This window comes from Staphylococcus hominis subsp. hominis (assembly GCF_002901845.1).
Classification (GTDB): Bacteria; Bacillota; Bacilli; order Staphylococcales; family Staphylococcaceae; genus Staphylococcus; species Staphylococcus hominis.
Window position 1 is genome coordinate 271985 of record NZ_PPQE01000025.1, and the last position, 18846, is coordinate 290830.

The window sequence follows — 18846 nt, forward strand, 5'->3', positions numbered from 1 at the left end:
GTATTTGACCATACTCTTATACAAAAAGTAGGGGTGAATAAATTTGGATATCAATCAAATGACTTATAAAGTACAAGAAGCTTTGCAAAAAGCAATTGAATTAAGTAAAGAAAATGAATTACAAAATATTGAAATTGAAGCAATACTAAAAGGAACTTTAGAAGAAGACGAAAGCTTGTTTAAAAGTATTTTAGAACGTGCAAATATAGACACTGATCAATTAAATCAAGCGTATAGTGAAAAATTGAAACACTATCCATCAGTACAAGGAGATAATGTGCAATATGGACAATATATTGGCTCAAAAGCAAACGAATTATTAAATAAAGCTGAGTCATATATGAAAGAATATGAAGATGATTATATCTCAATGGAACATATTTTACGTGCTGCTATGGATATTGATGAAACAACACAACAATTTGTAGGAAATAAAGAAGAAGTAGTCAAAGAAATTATTACTAAAGTTAGAGGGGGAAATCATGTGACTTCACAAAATCCAGAAGTAAATTATGAAGCTTTAGAGAAATATGGTAGAGATTTAGTAGAAGAAGTTCGCCAAGGCAAAATGGATCCAGTTATTGGTAGAGATGAAGAAATCCGTAATACCATTCGAATTTTAAGCCGTAAAACTAAAAATAACCCAGTATTAATTGGAGAGCCTGGTGTAGGTAAAACTGCAATTGTAGAAGGATTAGCACAACGTATTGTGCGTAAAGATGTGCCAGAATCATTGCTAGATAAAACTATTTTCGAATTAGATTTAAGTGCATTAGTTGCAGGTGCAAAATTTAGAGGTGAATTTGAAGAACGTCTTAAAGCAGTACTTAAAGAAGTGAAAGAATCAGATGGACGTATTATCCTATTTATTGATGAAATTCACATGTTAGTTGGTGCTGGTAAAACAGATGGTGCAATGGATGCTGGTAATATGTTAAAACCAATGTTAGCTCGTGGTGAATTGCATTGTATTGGTGCTACAACATTGAATGAATATCGAGAATATATTGAAAAAGATTCAGCCTTAGAACGTCGATTCCAAAAAGTAGGTGTAAGTGAACCTGACGTAGAAGATACAATTTCAATCTTACGTGGTTTAAAAGAACGCTATGAAGTTTATCATGGTGTGCGTATTCAAGACCGTGCTTTAGTAGCAGCAGCAGAATTATCAGATCGTTATATTACTGATCGATTCTTACCAGATAAAGCAATTGATTTAGTCGACCAAGCATGTGCCACTATCCGAACAGAAATGGGATCAAATCCAACTGAATTAGACCAAGTTAATCGCCGTGTTATGCAATTAGAAATTGAAGAAAGTGCATTGAAAAATGAATCAGATAATGCAAGTAAACATCGATTAGAAGAATTACAAGAAGAACTTTCAAATGAAAAAGAAAAACAAACGTCATTACAATCTCGTGTAGAACAAGAAAAAGAAAAAATCGCGAAAGTTCAAGAAAAACGTGCTGAATTAGATCGTAGTCGTCAAGCTTTAGAAGATGCGCAAACAGAAAGTAATTATGAAAAAGCGGCAGAATTACAATATGGTACGATTCCACAATTAGAAAAAGAATTAAAAGAATACGAAGAAGCTTTCCATGATGAACAAGGCGATAATGAACGCATGATTCGCGAAGTTGTTTCTGATGAGGAAATTGGAGATATTGTAAGCCAATGGACAGGTATTCCAGTTTCTAAATTAGTCGAAACAGAAAGAGAAAAATTATTAAACTTAAGTGATATCTTACATGAACGTGTCGTAGGGCAAGATAAAGCGGTAGATCTTGTGTCAGATGCTGTAGTGAGAGCACGTGCAGGTATAAAAGATCCTAATCGTCCAATAGGTAGTTTCTTATTCTTAGGTCCAACTGGTGTAGGTAAAACAGAATTAGCTAAATCACTCGCTTCATCACTATTCGATTCTGAAAAACATATGATTCGTATTGACATGAGTGAATATATGGAAAAACATTCTGTTTCTAGATTAATTGGTGCGCCTCCTGGTTATGTAGGCCATGATGAAGGTGGTCAATTAACTGAAGCGGTAAGACGTAACCCATATTCAGTTATTCTACTCGACGAAGTTGAAAAAGCGCATAGTGATGTATTCAACGTGTTACTTCAAATTTTAGATGAAGGGCGTTTAACTGATTCTAAAGGTCGTAGCGTAGATTTCAAAAATACAATTATTATCATGACAAGTAATATCGGTTCACAAATATTATTAGAAAATGTTAAAGATTCTGGTGAAATTACTGAAAGCACTGAAAAAGCAGTTATGGATAGTTTACATGCATTCTTTAAACCAGAAATCTTAAACCGTATGGATGATATTGTATTATTTAAACCATTATCTATAAATGATATGAGTATGATTGTAGATAAAATTTTAACTCAATTAAATATTCGATTAATGGATCAACGTATTTCAATTGAAGTATCAGACGAAGCTAAAAAATGGTTAGGTGAAGAAGCATACGAACCACAATTTGGTGCTAGACCACTTAAACGTTTTGTACAACGTCAAATTGAAACACCACTCGCTCGTATGATGATTAAAGAAAATATGCCAGAAGGTACAAAAGTAAATGTTGATCTTAACGATAGTCAAGAATTAACATTTGATGTACAAAAACCTTTAGCTGAATAGTATATAAAAAGGCATTGGAAAGCAAAGCTTTCCAATGCCTTTTCTTATTATTAAACTTGTTAAGAGCATTATATTACTCCAAACACGTAATGCAATACCATTTAGACGTCTCTATTCCCTTTACGAGCGAAATCATTAGGTTTAATCATAGCACTTAAAATGGCAATAGCAATGGTAATGATGATTGCAATAATAATTGGTTTAATCACATCTAAACTACCGCCACCATTTAAACTATTAAGTACAAAGTTAACCATTTGTGTTAAGATTAACGCCCAAATAAAAGTTACGAGGTATTTCATATATATGACCTCCAATTTATATATATTATCATTTTAAAGTAAAGTGAATTATTTGTATAGTATTAGTAGAGAATGTATAAAAATTTGTACAATTTTTATATGAGTTATTGACTCGTGACTGTTTAACAAAATCGTTTAATAAAGTTTAACTACTTGAGTTAGATTTAAAAAGTATGTTAAATTAATACCTGGTATTAAAAAATGAAGTGAGAAGGTGTACGTTCATGAACGTAGGTATAAAAGGTTTTGGTGCTTATGCGCCTGAGAGAGTAGTCGATAACGCCTATTTTGAAGGTTTTTTAGATACGTCTGATGAATGGATTTCAAAAATGACTGGTATTAAAGAAAGACGTTGGTCTCGTGACGATCAAGATACGTCAGACTTAGCATATGAAGCAAGTAAGAAAGCAATTGAAGATGCTGGTATTAAACCGAATGATATAGATATGATTATTGTAGCTACAGCAACTGGAGATATGCCATTTCCATCTGTAGCTAATATACTACAAGAAAAATTAGGTACTGGTAAAGTGCCTACTATGGATCAACTTGCTGCATGCTCAGGTTTCATGTATTCAATGATTACTGCAAAACAATATGTTCAATCTGGAGACTATAAAAATATTCTAGTAGTGGGTGCGGATAAATTATCCAAAATCACTGACTTAACTGATCGTTCAACCGCTGTATTATTTGGAGACGGTGCAGGTGCAGTAGTAATTGGTGAAGTCTCAGAAGGACGAGGTATTATTAGCTATGAAATGGGCTCAGATGGGTCAGGTGGAAAATACTTATATTTAAATAAAGAGACTGGTAAACTAGTAATGAATGGACGCGAAGTTTTTAAATTCGCTGTAAGAATTATGGGCGAAGCGTCTACACGTGTAGTTGAAAAAGCTGGTTTAGAATCTGATAATATTGATATGTTTATACCACATCAAGCAAATATCAGAATTATGGAATCAGCACGTGAAAGATTGGGTATTGAAAGAGAAAAAATGAGTGTTTCAGTTAACCGTTTTGGAAACACGTCAGCTGCTTCGATTCCTTTAAGTATTCAACAAGAGTTAGAAAATGGAAGAATTAAAGATGATGACACTTTAGTACTCGTAGGTTTCGGTGGCGGCCTAACATGGGGCGCTATGGTAATCAAATGGGGTAAATAGGAGGATTTAATGTATGACTGAAAACAAAAGAGTGGTAATTACAGGCATGGGTGCATTATCACCTATTGGAAACGATGCCCAAACAAATTGGGAAAATGCCTTAAAAGGTGTCAATGGAATTGATACAATTACACGCGTTGATACTGAAGAATATAACGTTCACTTAGCAGGTGAATTAAAAGACTTTAATATTGAAGATCATATTTCGAAAAAAGATGCGCGTCGCATGGATCGTTTTACACAATATGCAGTAGTAGCGGCAAGACAAGCTGTAGAAGATGCTAATTTAACTATCAATGACGATAATGCTAATCGTATCGGTGTATGGATTGGTTCAGGTATTGGTGGAATGGAAACATTTGAAGTTGCACATACAATACTGAAGAATAAGGGACCAAGAAGAGTTAGTCCTTTCTTTGTTCCAATGCTTATTCCTGACATGGCTACTGGCCAAGTTTCAATTGATTTAGGTGCAAAAGGACCTAATGGTTCAACTGTTACTGCTTGCGCCACAGGTACAAATTCTATCGGTGAAGCATTTAAAATCATTCAAAGAGGTGCTGCTGATGCTATGATTACTGGGGGTACTGAAGCACCTATTACGCATATGGCACTTGCAGGATTCAGTGCAAGTCGTGCATTATCAACAAACGATGATAAAGAAACAGCTTGTCGTCCTTTCCAAGAAGGACGTGATGGATTTATCATGGGTGAAGGCGCTGGTATCTTAGTCATTGAATCATTAGAATCAGCACAAACACGTGGCGCACAAATTTACGCTGAAATTGTAGGATATGGTTCAACTGGAGATGCTTATCACATTACTGCACCAGCACCTGAAGGCGAAGGTGGTTCTCGTGCAATGCAAGCGGCTTTAGATGATGCAGGTATTGAAGCTAAAGATATTCAATACTTAAATGCACATGGTACAAGTACGCCAGTAGGTGACTTGTATGAAATTAAAGCGATTAAAAATACATTTGGAGATGCAGCTAAAAACTTAAAAATTAGTTCAACTAAATCGATGACAGGACATTTATTAGGTGCTACTGGGGGAATTGAAGCAATTTTCTCTGCATTATCTATTCGTGACTCTAAAGTTGCACCGACGATTCATGCAGATTCACCAGATCCAGAATGTGACTTAGATATTGTTCCTAATGAAGCACAAGATTTAGAAATTGAATATGCAATGAGTAATAGTCTAGGTTTCGGTGGACATAACGCAGTATTAGTATTTAAAAAGTTTAAAGATTAAAAATTAAGTTAAGAGTAGAAAACCATGCAATAATATGCATGGTTTTTTTATGTTTATAGAAAAATTGAAATAAGAATAGTCAAAATGAAGTAAAATGCACATAGTATTAGAGCAGGTAGTAACCATATTGAAATGGTATAATGCTCTTTTTTTACTTGTTTTGGATTGAAAAAGTCATCGTTCTCTAAAGTTTTTTTCTTAGAGCGAGAAGCGAGTTGATAACGCATGCGTCTAAAACCAAAACTTGTAGCATCAAATATACCTTCTTGTACAAGGAGAAGTAAAAATAGCAATATAAATAATACAAGTGATATATAAAATAAGATATCAACAAATGAGATAAAGGAATGTTGAGTTACGAACATCCAAAGTAAAAAAGTAGATATGAGTGGCAAAAAGAGCCATATAAACCAAGTTTTAATATTGTTCATGTATACCTCCAACCTTCTTATCTATATAGTCTAATTTACTGTAAACTTACTATAAATAAAATCTAAAATATATATTCTTTTAAATAATATATATAAAAATTACACTTATATTAAGAAAATGTAAAATTATATTGCAATTTTATGTAAAAAGTATATATAATGTGTATAAATATTTCTGAAAATTTTGAAGGGAATGTTAATTTTGAATATTTAGTAAAGGGGGACTATATGATGACGCGATATATATTAAAACGTTTGGGATATATGGTTTTATCGTTATTTATTATCATCACAATTACATTTTTCTTAATGAAAATGATGCCTGGATCACCATTTAATGATGCTAAATTAAGCGCTGAGCAAAAAGCAATTTTAAACGAAAAATATGGATTAAACGATCCAGTAGCAGTGCAATATCTTCATTATTTAAAAAATGTAGTAACTGGGGATTTTGGCTATTCGTTCCAATATCATAATCAACCAGTTTGGTCATTAATTAGACCGAGATTGATTCCTTCTATGGAAATGGGTATTACTGCAATGATTATTGGAGTGATTTTAGGTTTAATTTTAGGCGTAGCAGCTGCTACGAAACAAAACACTTGGGTAGACTATACAACTACTGTTATTTCAGTTATAGCAGTATCAGTACCTTCATTCGTCTTAGCAGTACTATTACAATACGTTTTTGCAGTACGTTTAAGATGGTTTCCAGTGGCAGGATGGGAAGGATTTTCAACTGCAGTGTTGCCTTCCTTAGCATTATCAGCAAGTGTAATGGCCACAGTAGCTCGTTACATTCGAGCTGAAATGATAGAGGTACTAAGTTCTGATTACATATTATTAGCAAGAGCTAAAGGTAACTCGCCGATAAGAGTCCTTTTTGGGCATGCATTAAGAAATGCATTAATTCCTATTATTACAATTATTGTTCCAATGTTAGCCGGTATTTTAACAGGGACTTTGACTATTGAAAATATCTTTGGTGTACCCGGTTTAGGGGACCAATTCGTTAGATCGATTACAACAAATGATTTCTCAGTTATTATGGCTACTACAATTTTATTTAGTACATTATTTATCGTTTCAATTTTTATCGTAGATATTCTTTATGGTGTAATTGATCCAAGAATCCGTGTACAAGGAGGTAAAAAATAATGCCTGAAAATTTTAATAAACCATTTGATGACCATTCAAATGCAGCGATGTCACATACCTCTGAGGGAGCGGTTGGGACGGATTTTGTTATTAGAGAACTCGATTTAAATAAAGAACCAGAAATACAACGTGAAAGTAAAAACTTCTGGCAAGATGCTTGGACACAGTTGAAAAGAAATAAACTAGCTATTGTCGGTTTGATTGGACTCATTTTAATTGTCATTCTTGCATTTGTAGGACCAGCATTTAGTAAACATGATTATGCCGAACAAGATGTTACTAGACGAAATTTACCTGCTAAAATTCCAGTACTAGATCAAGTACACTTTTTACCTTTTGATGGAACAGGAGCAGATGGTAAGAGCGCTTATAAAGAAGCGGGCGTGAAAGAAAACTTTTGGTTTGGTACAGATCAATTAGGTCGTGATCTTTGGACTAGAACATGGAAAGGTGCTCAAATTTCATTATTTATTGGCATTGTAGCTGCTGCACTAGATATCTTTATAGGGGTCGTTTATGGCGCTATTTCAGGTTTTTTTGGGGGACGTGTTGACAATGTGATGCAACGTATTTTAGAAATTATAGCATCTATTCCTAATCTTATTATTGTTATTTTATTTGTATTGATATTTGAACCATCTATTTGGACGATTATTTTAGCTATGTCTATCACCGGATGGTTAGGTATGAGTAGAGTAGTGCGTGGTGAATTTTTAAAACTAAAAAGTCAAGAATTTGTAATGGCTTCAAGAACATTGGGAGCTTCAAAATTTAAATTAATTTTTAAACATATTTTACCAAATACACTAGGTGCCATTGTAGTAACATCTATGTTTACTGTACCAAGTGCAATTTTCTTCGAAGCATTTTTAAGCTTTATTGGTATAGGGGTACCTGCACCGAAAACATCACTTGGTTCACTCGTAAATGATGGACGAGCAATGTTGTTAATACACCCACATGAATTATTTATTCCAGCTACAGTATTAAGTTTATTAATCTTATTCTTTTACTTATTTAGTGACGGATTACGCGATGCATTTGATCCAAAAATGCGTAAATAACAAAGGAGGCAAAATCTATGTCAGAAAGAGTGTTAGAAGTGAACAACTTGCATGTTTCCTTTGATATTACTGCCGGGGAAGTGCAAGCGGTTAGAGGAGTAGATTTCTTTTTAAATAAAGGGGAAACATTAGCGATTGTCGGAGAATCAGGTTCTGGCAAATCTGTAACAACAAAAGCAATTACAAAATTGTTCCAGGGTGATACAGGGAGAATTAAAAAAGGAACAATTAATTTTTTAGGGGAAGATTTAGCAATTAAATCTGAAAAAGAATTAAACAAACTTCGTGGTAAAGATATTTCTATGATATTTCAAGACCCTATGACGTCATTAAATCCTACGATGCAAATTGGTAAGCAAGTCATGGAACCTTTAATAAAACATCGTCATTATAGTAAATCTGAAGCAAAGAAACGTGCACTTGAAATTTTAAATTTAGTAGGACTGCCTAATGCAGAAAAAAGATTTAAAGCATATCCCCATCAATTCTCTGGGGGACAACGTCAAAGAATTGTTATTGCAACTGCCTTGGCATGCGAACCTAAAATTTTAATTGCAGATGAACCAACGACAGCACTTGATGTAACAATGCAAGCACAGATTTTAGATTTAATGAAAGAATTACAACAAAAAATTGAAACATCTATTATTTTTATTACACATGACTTAGGGGTAGTAGCAAATGTGGCTGATAGAGTGGCTGTTATGTATGGTGGGCAAATGATTGAGACTGGACATGTCGATGAAATCTTCTATGATCCAAAACATCCATATACATGGGGATTATTATCTTCAATGCCTGATTTAACGACAAGTAACGAGACAGAGTTAATTGCAATTCCAGGTACCCCGCCTGATTTATTACATCCACCAAAAGGTGATGCATTTGCAAGACGTAGTCAATATGCACTAGACATTGACTTTAAGGAAGCACCACCATGGTTTAAAGTATCGCCTACTCATTATGTGAAATCATGGTTGTTAGACGAACGCGCCCCAAAAGTTGAACCACTGGAAATGGTGAAAAAGAGACAACGTCAAATGCCTAATAATTACGACAAACCACGTCGAGTAGAAAGGGTGTCGTTCAATGGAGAAGAGTAAAAAAGTATTATTAGAAATAAAAAATTTGAAGCAGTATTTTAATGAAGGCAAACGTAATGAAGTTAGAGCAATAGAAAATATTTCATTTAATATTTATAAGGGAGAAACATTGGGATTAGTAGGAGAATCTGGATGTGGGAAATCTACAACTGGAAAAGCAATTATTAAACTAAATGATATTACAGATGGTGAAATTCTTTACGAAGGACAGGACATCCAGAAGATTACTAAAAGAAAAGAGTTATTAAATTTCAATAAGAAAATTCAAATGATTTTTCAAGATCCATATGCATCTTTAAACCCACGTCTAAAGGTCATGGATATTGTAGCAGAAGGTATTGATATTCATAAGTTAGCAAGTAATAAAAAAGATCGTAAACGTCGTGTATATGATTTGCTAGAAACAGTAGGTTTAAGTAAGGAACATGCGAATCGTTATCCTCACGAGTTCTCTGGTGGACAACGTCAACGTATAGGAATTGCTCGTGCGTTAGCTGTAGAGCCTGAGTTTATTATTGCAGATGAGCCTATTTCTGCATTGGATGTGTCTATTCAAGCTCAAGTAGTGAATTTAATGCTGAAATTGCAAAAAGAACGAGGTATTACTTTCCTATTTATTGCCCATGATTTATCAATGGTTAAATATATTTCTGATCGTATAGCAGTAATGCATTTTGGAAAAATTGTAGAATTAGGAACGTCTGACGAAATTTATTATCATCCTTTACATGATTATACTAAATCACTGTTATCTGCTATCCCTCAACCTGATCCTGATAGTGAAAGAACAAGAAAACGAATTGTGTATGAAGAAGATGAATCTAAAAATGCAGAACGTAGACTGCAAGAAATTAGACCTAATCATTACGTTTTTGTAACAGATGAAGAAGCAGTACGTTTAAAAGAACAAGATCAAACTCATCTTCAACATAATTAAGTCTGAGGAAGGGAGGACAACATTAAGATGAAAAAGATAAATTTTAAAGTGATTTTAGGATTAATCGTGACAACTTTGCTACTTAGTGCATGTGGGAAAAGTGGCGGATTATATGATGATAGCGGTCAGACTTATCGAGTAGCAACGTCATCAGATATGAATACTCTGGATACCGTTTTGGCAACTGATACCGTTTCTTTTACAATTTATAATCAAGTTTTCGAAGGATTATATACATTAAATGGAAAAGATGAAGCAATTCCAGGAATAGCTAAAGGTGATCCAAAAGAATCTAATAATGGAAAAACATTAACGATTAAATTACGTAAAAATGCAAAATGGTCAAATGGAGATCCAGTTACGGCACATGATTTTGTATTTGCTTGGAGAAAAGCTGTAGATCCAAAAACGGCTTCAGAATATGCATACATAATGTATGATATTAAAAATGCAGAAGATATTAATTTAGGTAAACATGGAAAAAAACCAAAGGATTTAGGTATTAAAGCCTTAGATGATTACACATTAAAAATTGATCTTACTAAACCTATTCCATATTTTAAACAAATGCTAGCATTTGGTACATTTATGCCACAAAATGAAAAAGCAGTTAAAAAATACGGTGATAAATATGGAACAACTGCTGAAAAAGTAGTATATAATGGTCCGTTTAAAGTGAGTAAATGGGCAGTAGAAGATAAAATTGTGCTGACCAAAAATGATAACTATTGGGATAAAAAGTCTGTTAAATTAGATAGAGTAAATTATAAAATTTTGAAAGATACTCAGGCTGGGGCATCACTATATGATACTAATTCGGTAGATAGTGCAGGTATCACGTCTGAACAAGTCGATAAATATAAAGATAATCCAGGTCTATTCAAACGTTTAATAGCATCTACTTTCTTCTTGAAAATGAATGAAAAACAGCAACCAGAGTTCAAAAATAAAGATATGCGTTTAGCAATCGCACAATCTGTAAATAAAAAAGATTATGTTAATGAAGTTCTAGGAACAGGTGCTAAACCTTTTGATGGTTTCACTGCACGAGATACTGTTAAAACACCTGAAGGAAAAGATTATGCAAGTACTGTTAAATCACCTTTAAAATTTAATCCTAAAGAAGCCAAACAACATCTGAATAAGGCGAAAAAAGCTTTAGGAAAAGATAAATTCACTTTTACTTTAAATACTGAAGATACACCAGATTCAAAAATTTCTGCAGAATTTATTAAATCTCAAATTGAATCTAATTTACCAGGTGTAACAGTTAAAATTAAACAATTACCATTCAAACAAAGAGTAGAAGCAGAATTATCAATGAATTATTCAATGTCATTATCAGGTTGGGGTCCTGACTATCCAGATCCAACTACATTTTTAGATACAATGACTACTGGCAATGCTCAAAATAATACTGGATGGGGAAGTAAAGAGTACGATAATTTATTAGAAAAAGCGAATGGAGAATTATTGCAAAAACCTAAAGAACGTTTTGCGACGATGAGACAAGCTGAAGAGCTATTTTTAAACGATGCACCCGTAGCTCCAATTTATCAAAAAGGAACAGCTACATTAAGAAATCCACAAGTAAAAGGTATAGAATATCATCAAATAGGTGGAGATTATTCACTTAAACATGTATATATCGATAAATCAATTGATCGTGAAACAGGAAAAAAGAAAGATAACTAAAATAAGACCACGAGTAATTTACTTATACTCGTGGTCTTTTTTATAATGATTTATCTCTTACGTCCTAAGCCCATTGCACGTTCCATTTTTTTCAATGTTTTAAAAGAAGCTTTTTGAGCTTTGTCACGTCCCTGATCTAAGATGTCATCTAATTTATCTGAATTATAAAATTCGCTATATTTTTCTTGGAAATGTACTAAAAAGTCTTTAACAACTTCTGATAAATCCGTTTTGAACTTTCCATATCCTTCATTCTCATACTGTGTTTCAAGATCTTTAATTGATTTATCAGTTAAACTTGAATAAATAGTCAATAAATTAGAAATTCCTGGTTTATTGTCTTTATCAAATTTGATAATACCATCTGAATCAGTTACAGCACTTTTAATTTTTTTCGCTGCAACATTTGGTTCGTCTAGTAATGAGATAAAGTTTTTTTGATTATCATCACTTTTACTCATTTTCTTTGTTGGGTCCTGTAAACTCATTACACGTCCACCAACTTTTGGCATGCGAATTTCTGGTTTAACTAATATATCGTTATAACGACTATTAAAACGTTCTACTAAATTTCTAGTAAGTTCCATATGTTGTTTTTGGTCTTCACCTACGGGCACAATATTTGTATTATAAATAACAATATCAGCTGCCATTAAAGGTGGATAAGTTAATAAACCAGCTGGAATACCATCTGTACGTTTTTGTGCTTTATCTTTATATTGCGTCATACGTTCAAGCTCACCAACACTTGAAATAGTCGTTAACATCCAACCGGCTTGAACATGTGCTGGAACTTCTGATTGAATAAATAATGTTGATTTATCTGGATCAATACCTGAAGCTAAATAAATTGCTGCTAACTGACGAATTTGTTTACGTAATTTGATTTTATCTTGTGGGACGGTAATCGCATGTTGGTCTACAATACAAAAGTAACAGTTGTAATCGTTTTGTACTTCTGCAAATTGTTTTAATGCACCAATATAGTTACCTAATGTAGGTATCCCACTTGGCTGTATTCCTGAAAATAATGTCTCCATATAGATGCCTACTTTCTTTAAAAATAATTCATTTTAACTAGATTATAACAGTATTTTTTTAAATTGTAAGTTATGTTATAATAGAGGTATATATGAGAGATTAGATTTTGTATAGGAATTTTTAGAAAATTTGAAATTTCTCAGAAAAATTAGGATTTTCTCATTTAATTTTAATGTTAACATATTATACTTATAATATAAGCTTAAGACAAATTAGTATAATTATTAATATAATGAATAATATTTATTCAATAGGAGAGTGAGATGTATGGTAACATTATTTACATCACCAAGTTGCACATCTTGCCGTAAAGCGAAAGCATGGTTACAAGAACATGATATTCCGTATACGGAGCGTAACATTTTTTCTGAACATTTAACAATTGATGAAATTAAACAAATTTTAAAAATGACTGAAGATGGAACAGATGAAATTATTTCAACTCGTTCTAAAACTTATCAAAAATTAAACGTAGATATTGATTCTTTACCACTACAAGATTTATATATGATTATTCAAGATAATCCTGGACTATTACGTCGTCCAATTATTTTAGACGAAAAACGCTTGCAAGTTGGATATAACGAAGATGAAATCAGACGTTTCTTACCTAGAAAGGTTCGTACTTTCCAATTACAAGAAGCGCAACGTTTAGTCGACTAATATTTAAAATTTAAAAACCTATTATTTAACAGCACTGGCTTAGCTATAGTGCTGTTTTTTATAATAAAAAAAGGGAATATAATATGATATAGTGTCCTATTTAAAATAGTGAAATTTAATCAAACAAATAAATTGTAATTTAACTTACGTTCTAATACAATATGGTTACTATTCATCGACTGTAAGGAGTGAGATGATATGAGAATAGAACGCGTTGACGACACAACTGTGAAATTATTTATCACTTATGGTGATATTGAAGCAAGAGGATTTAGTCGTGAAGATTTATGGACAAATCGTAAGCGTGGTGAAGAATTCTTTTGGTCAATGATGGACGAGATTAATGAAGAAGAAGATTTTGTGGTTGAAGGACCTCTTTGGATTCAAGTACATGCATTTGAAAAAGGTGTGGAAGTCACAATCTCTAAATCTAAAAATGAAGAAGCAATGAACATGTCAGATGATCATGCAAATGAGCAATTTGAGGAACAAGTGAATGAATTGCTAGCTAACACATTAGAACAAGAAGAAAGTATTGAAGATTTATTTGAACAACGTGCACAACAAAAACAAGCACATAAATCTAAACGTAAACCATCACAACAACGTTCTAGTTTAAGAACAATTATTGTGAAATTCGAAGACTTAGAAGAAGTCATTCATTACGCTTATCATCATAATCTATCTACAGATGAGTTTGAAGATTTATTGTATATGAGTGATTCACATTACTACTATGCAATTCACTTCGATAGTACTGTTAGCCAAGAGACAATTAATGATAGCTATAGTCAATTACTTGAATTCGCTTATCCTAGTGATAAAACAGAAGTGTATTTAAATGATTACGCTAAAATTATTATGAGTCATAATGTTACTTCACAAGTACGTCGTTATTTTACTGATTCAGTAGAATAATATATAACGATTAATCGAGAGTAGAGAAGAAATTTAAAATAAATTTCTTTTCTACTCTCTTTTTTAAAAGTAAATGGATCATCTTAAACGTTTAATAGTATGAGGTGAATGCATGTTAGTAGCGATTAATCGTAATAATGAAACCGTATATGCTCATCAAGCCATCATTACTGAAGAATACCGATGTCCATATTGCAAAGAAAAACTTCTTTTAAAAAAAGGGTTAAAAAAGATTCCGCATTTTGCCCATGTCTCTCAAATTAAAAAAAGATGCATGAAAAATGAAACAGAAAAACATTACTACGTTAAATTTTTTATTGCTCAACGTTTAAAACAATATCACTTTAATGTTGAAATAGAACCTTATTTTTCTAAAATTATGCAGTATCCTGATATTCTTGTGGATGCTAAAGTAGCTATAGAAGTTCAATTTTCAAGAATAAGTATAAAAGAGGTTAAATCTCGATCAAGAGGATTTGAACAAATTGGAGTTGCAGTTATTTGGCTTATCGAACAATTACAATATCGTAAGGGTTATTTATACTTGAACACGTTTCAAGCTTATTTCATTAATCCGATTGATAGAACGTTATATAGTTGGGAGCATGAAAAACAACTGATAGTAAAGTATGTCAATATACAACATATTGGTGGCCGAAAATTTATTGCGCATAGACGAATTATTCAAATTTCTGAATTATTATCATTCAATGAAAAAAAGAATGAGTCATATTGTTATAAATTGTCAAATAGACATATCAGTCGTTATATTTTTAATTGTAGAAAAAAACGTTCGGTGCTAGAACCGTCTTTAAGTGCTATGTATCAATTACAAATAACTGACGATGAGGTATGTAGAGATACAGGTTATATTTTTTCGTATCAAATTTTTATTGAAAATCATCCAGTACAATGGCAACTCAAGCTTAAGTTGTTGTTAAAACATAACCTTCCCAAGCATTATTTAATGTCGTATTTGAAATTCAGACAATTTTATCTACAGGATATTAATAAAGAAGAAATTACTTTAAAGTTAATAGATGATTATATTCAACAAGTAAGTGGGAGTTTAAACGTGCAAAATAAATAAAATAATGAGAAAATTATAACATTAATTCATTTAGGAGGTACATGTATGAGTCAACAACTTACTAGAGAAGAGCAAGAACGAAAATATCCAAATGAAACTTGGGATTTAACAACTATTTTTGAAAGCGATGAAGCTTTTGAAAAAGCATTAAAAGAGGTAGAAAGTTACCTAGGTAAAGAAGAACAATTTAAAGGACATCTAGGAGATAGTGCTAAAACTTTATATAATGCTTTAGCTTTAGAAGATGAGATTGGAACACAATTAGAAAAGGTGTATGTTTATGCACATTTAAAACAAGACCAAGATACATCTAACGATAAATATACTGGTTTTGAATCTCGTGCGCATCAACTCATCATAAAAATTAGCTCAGCATGGAGTTTCTTAGTTCCAGAGATTTTGCAAATTGATGAAGAGAAATTAGAATCTTTTATTAAGAGTAACGATGATTTAAAACGTTATGCATTTGACTTGAAATTAATTAATGAAAAACGTCCACATATTTTAGATGCTGATAAAGAAAAATTATTAACCCAAGCGCAAGATGCATTATCAACTCCAGAAAATGTCTATGGCATGTTTAGTAATGCTGATTTAGAATTTAAAGATGCAGTAGATAAAGATGGAAAAAAACATCCTTTAACACAAGGTACATTTATTAAATATTTAGAATCAGATGATCGTGAATTACGTCAGTCAGCTTATAACAACTTATATGAAGCGTATGGTGCATATAACAATACATTAGGCTCAACTTTAGCTGGTGAAGTTAAGAAAAATATTTTCAATGCTCGTGCGCATAACTATAAAACGGCACGTGAACGCGCTTTAAGTAATAACCATATTCCTGAAGAAGTATATGATAATTTAGTTGCAACAGTTCATAAATATCTTCCATTGTTGCATAAATACACTCAATTGAGAAAAGAACTTTTAGGTATTGATGATTTGAAAATGTATGACATTTATACTCCATTAGTTAAAGATGTTAAATTTGAAATGCCATATGACAAAGCTAAAGAATGGATGCTAAAAGCGCTAGAACCAATGGGAAAAGAATATTTAGATGTAGTTAAAGAAGGTTTAAATCATCGTTGGGTAGATGTTTATGAGAATAAAGGAAAACGCTCAGGTGGTTATTCTTCAGGCGCACATTTAACTAATCCATTTATTTTATTAAATTGGTCTGATACAATCTCTGATTTATATACACTTGTGCATGAATTTGGACATTCTGCACATAGTTACTTTAGTCGTAAAAATCAACCATCAAACTCTAGTGATTATTCTATCTTTGTAGCTGAAGTTGCTTCAACATGTAATGAAGCTCTACTAAGTGATTATATGGATAAACATTTAGATGATGATCGACGTCTATTATTACTAAACCAAGAACTTGAGCGTTTCAGAGCAACATTATTCCGTCAAACTATGTTTGCTGAATTTGAACATAAAATTCATCAAATTGAGGAAGCGGGAGAGCCATTAACATCAACTCGTATGAATGAAGAGTACGCTAAATTAAATAGACAATACTTTGGTGATGTGGTAGAAACAGATGATCATATTAGTAAAGAGTGGTCTCGTATTCCACACTTCTATATGAATTATTATGTGTACCAATATGCAACTGGATACAGTGCAGCTCAAAGTTTAAGTCATCAAATTTTAACAGAAGGACAACCTGCTGTTGAAAGATATATAAATGAATTCTTGAAAAAAGGTAGTTCTAATTACCCAATTGAGATTCTTAAGAATGCAGGTGTAGATATGACTACACCAGAACCTATAGAGCAAGCGTGTGAAGTTTTTGAACAAAAATTAGAAGCATTTGAAAAATTAATGAAGCACTAAAAATAGTGTATTCGTTCTCAATGTGTCTAATTTGTGACATTTTGGATGGAAATGTAGTTTAATATTGAAACGGCGTTTTGAGCGTGTTATATTATATACATGAAATTAATCACATAACAAACATACCCCTTTGTTTGAAGTGAAAAATTTCTCCCATCCCCTTTGTTTAGCGTCGTGTAATCAGACACGGCGTTTTTTTTATGCTTAATTATTAAATCAATTTAATATAAAAAGAGCGATACACTTCATATAAGTGATCGCTCTTTGTTATTTCTTAGGCATTTTAGATTGCCAAAATTCGCCGTCAGGATAATTTAGTTTTTCAACTTTTTGTTGTAAAGCTAATTTTTTTAATTCTTTTACGAGTAACTTTTCCGGCCACTCATAAATAGTAAGCAGTTCTTCCATCGTTACTAATTGTTTGGATTGAATATAAGTTTCGAGATTTGGAGGTAATTCTTTTTCGATAGGGCATCCCATTAATTCATTAATAATATAAGTATAAATATGGTAAGGATAAAGACCTTCGACTTTCAAACCTTCTTCATGCACATCTTCACTAAAAAATACAAGTGAAGGCGCTTGTTCAATTTCCATTTCTCTTGCAATATGCAAATCTATTTTTAAACTTTCGGTAAGTTTATTTTTTTGTAAGTCTTCTTTGAAAACATCATAATCTAAACCAGCATTTTTAATACAATTACAAATCATTTCTTCAGTGATAATATCGTTTTTTGGTATAATTTCGTTCTGCATTAAATGAATAAAACGTTCCGCTCTTAATCTACCTTGTAATTCAGCAGCTTTATATGCTAAAGCAATATTATCAAAATCTGAAGTACTTTGAGCTTGACATTTAGTCAAAACCTTTAATGAAGGATTCAAAATATGTCTGATTCGAATATATTGATTATACTCAATTCTTAATTTAGAAATAATTGCGGATAATTTAAAACAATCTTTATTAAAGGGATCAAAGAATGAATAAATTTCTATTTTATTTACAGGTGACAGATTAGTGCTTTCACGACTCGCATTATCTACAATTTTAAGTTCTTCAGCCATGTTAAACTCACCTTCAATTATATTTAGGAATTCACCATATGGTTAGCAGTTAAACACAATCTTTCATACAAGTATTCGCCAACTCCTGTTGGAAATTGAGCTTTATTGATTGCTTTATACATATTTTCTAACCATGCATCTCTTTCATAAGTAGTAATTCTAAATGCCATATGTCTCTTTTTTAACATTGGGTGACCATGTTCTTGAGTGTATAAATCAGGACCTCCTAGAAATTGTGTTAAAAATTGCTTTTGCTTTCTACTTGTTTCTTTAAAATCTCCAGGAAATAAATGGTTGATTCTTTGATCATTCTCTACAAGAAAGTAGAAATAATCAATCATATCATACAAAGCTTTTTCTCCTATTACATCATAAGGTGTTGTAGTCATAGTATCACCCATTTCTATTAATATATTTCTAATATAACATGAATTTTTACATTTAAAAG

The 18846-nt window shown here is 32.1% G+C and carries 17 protein-coding genes; 12 read left to right on the plus strand and 5 right to left on the minus strand.

Annotation, left to right across the window (positions count from 1 at the left end; all coding sequences use genetic code 11):
* Window positions 1-43 precede the first annotated feature (43 nt).
* Window positions 44-2653, plus strand: coding sequence for an ATP-dependent chaperone ClpB (gene clpB / locus CD034_RS02925; protein ID WP_002448161.1), 2610 nt, complete (start codon window positions 44-46; stop codon window positions 2651-2653).
* A gap of 101 nt (window positions 2654-2754) precedes the next feature.
* Here clpB and CD034_RS02930 read toward each other — a convergent pair whose 3' ends face one another.
* A complete protein-coding gene (locus CD034_RS02930; protein ID WP_002448243.1) occupies window positions 2755-2955 on the minus strand; it encodes a DUF2929 family protein in 201 nt (66 codons plus the stop codon).
* Between the two features lie 224 nt (window positions 2956-3179).
* Between CD034_RS02930 and CD034_RS02935 the strand changes: the two genes are divergently transcribed.
* On the plus strand, window positions 3180-4121 hold the full coding sequence (locus CD034_RS02935; RefSeq protein ID WP_002455533.1) for a beta-ketoacyl-ACP synthase III: 942 nt from the start codon (window positions 3180-3182) through the stop codon (window positions 4119-4121).
* A gap of 13 nt (window positions 4122-4134) precedes the next feature.
* The gene (gene fabF, locus CD034_RS02940) at window positions 4135-5379 is read left to right on the plus strand and encodes a beta-ketoacyl-ACP synthase II (RefSeq protein ID WP_002488382.1); all 1245 of its coding nucleotides are present in this window, start codon (window positions 4135-4137) and stop codon (window positions 5377-5379) included.
* A 53-nt stretch (window positions 5380-5432) separates the two neighbouring features.
* Here the strand turns inward: fabF and CD034_RS02945 are convergent, their stop codons facing one another.
* A complete protein-coding gene (locus CD034_RS02945; protein ID WP_103288107.1) occupies window positions 5433-5810 on the minus strand; it encodes a DUF3899 domain-containing protein in 378 nt (125 codons plus the stop codon).
* A 231-nt stretch (window positions 5811-6041) separates the two neighbouring features.
* Between CD034_RS02945 and opp3b the strand changes: the two genes are divergently transcribed.
* Genes opp3b through CD034_RS02970 form a run of 5 tightly spaced genes read left to right on the plus strand, consistent with a single transcriptional unit; the run spans window position 6042 to window position 11767 of the window.
* Window positions 6042-6968, plus strand: a complete 927-nt coding sequence (gene opp3b / locus CD034_RS02950) for an oligopeptide ABC transporter permease (protein ID WP_037554449.1) — start codon at window positions 6042-6044, stop codon at window positions 6966-6968.
* Window positions 6968-8032 carry an oligopeptide ABC transporter permease gene (gene opp3C / locus CD034_RS02955; RefSeq protein WP_002448155.1) on the plus strand — a complete coding sequence of 355 codons (1065 nt, stop codon included), beginning with the start codon at window positions 6968-6970 and terminating at the stop codon, window positions 8030-8032. The genes opp3b and opp3C overlap by 1 nt, the downstream gene beginning before the upstream one ends.
* A 17-nt stretch (window positions 8033-8049) precedes the next feature.
* On the plus strand, window positions 8050-9135 hold the full coding sequence (locus tag CD034_RS02960; protein WP_002448182.1) for an ABC transporter ATP-binding protein: 1086 nt from the start codon (window positions 8050-8052) through the stop codon (window positions 9133-9135).
* Complete coding sequence (locus CD034_RS02965) at window positions 9122-10072, plus strand: ABC transporter ATP-binding protein (RefSeq protein ID WP_002448126.1); 951 nt, start codon at window positions 9122-9124, stop codon at window positions 10070-10072. The genes CD034_RS02960 and CD034_RS02965 overlap by 14 nt, the downstream gene beginning before the upstream one ends.
* A 27-nt stretch (window positions 10073-10099) precedes the next feature.
* Complete coding sequence (locus CD034_RS02970) at window positions 10100-11767, plus strand: peptide ABC transporter substrate-binding protein (RefSeq protein WP_002448256.1); 1668 nt, start codon at window positions 10100-10102, stop codon at window positions 11765-11767.
* Between the two features lie 50 nt (window positions 11768-11817).
* Here the strand turns inward: CD034_RS02970 and trpS are convergent, their stop codons facing one another.
* Window positions 11818-12807, minus strand: coding sequence for a tryptophan--tRNA ligase (gene trpS / locus CD034_RS02975; RefSeq protein ID WP_002448051.1), 990 nt, complete (start codon window positions 12805-12807; stop codon window positions 11818-11820).
* 268 nt (window positions 12808-13075) lie between these two features.
* On the opposite strand from trpS, the gene spxA reads away from it, so the two are divergent.
* From spxA to pepF, 4 genes are all read left to right on the plus strand, one after another.
* Window positions 13076-13471, plus strand: coding sequence for a transcriptional regulator SpxA (spxA, locus tag CD034_RS02980; RefSeq protein ID WP_077699547.1), 396 nt, complete (start codon window positions 13076-13078; stop codon window positions 13469-13471).
* A gap of 198 nt (window positions 13472-13669) precedes the next feature.
* The gene (gene mecA / locus CD034_RS02985) at window positions 13670-14389 is read left to right on the plus strand and encodes an adaptor protein MecA (protein WP_002455531.1); all 720 of its coding nucleotides are present in this window, start codon (window positions 13670-13672) and stop codon (window positions 14387-14389) included.
* Between the two features lie 112 nt (window positions 14390-14501).
* The gene (locus tag CD034_RS02990) at window positions 14502-15479 is read left to right on the plus strand and encodes a competence protein CoiA (protein ID WP_002488365.1); all 978 of its coding nucleotides are present in this window, start codon (window positions 14502-14504) and stop codon (window positions 15477-15479) included.
* A gap of 45 nt (window positions 15480-15524) precedes the next feature.
* A complete protein-coding gene (pepF, locus tag CD034_RS02995; RefSeq protein WP_077700405.1) occupies window positions 15525-17333 on the plus strand; it encodes an oligoendopeptidase F in 1809 nt (602 codons plus the stop codon).
* A gap of 267 nt (window positions 17334-17600) precedes the next feature.
* Here the strand turns inward: pepF and yjbH are convergent, their stop codons facing one another.
* Both yjbH and CD034_RS03005 read right to left on the minus strand, forming a co-directional pair.
* A complete protein-coding gene (gene yjbH, locus CD034_RS03000; protein ID WP_002448109.1) occupies window positions 17601-18398 on the minus strand; it encodes a protease adaptor protein YjbH in 798 nt (265 codons plus the stop codon).
* A gap of 23 nt (window positions 18399-18421) precedes the next feature.
* Window positions 18422-18787: a truncated hemoglobin YjbI gene (locus tag CD034_RS03005; protein ID WP_064207295.1), complete on the minus strand. Its 366-nt coding sequence runs from the start codon at window positions 18785-18787 to the stop codon at window positions 18422-18424.
* Between the last annotated feature and the right edge of the window lie 59 nt (window positions 18788-18846).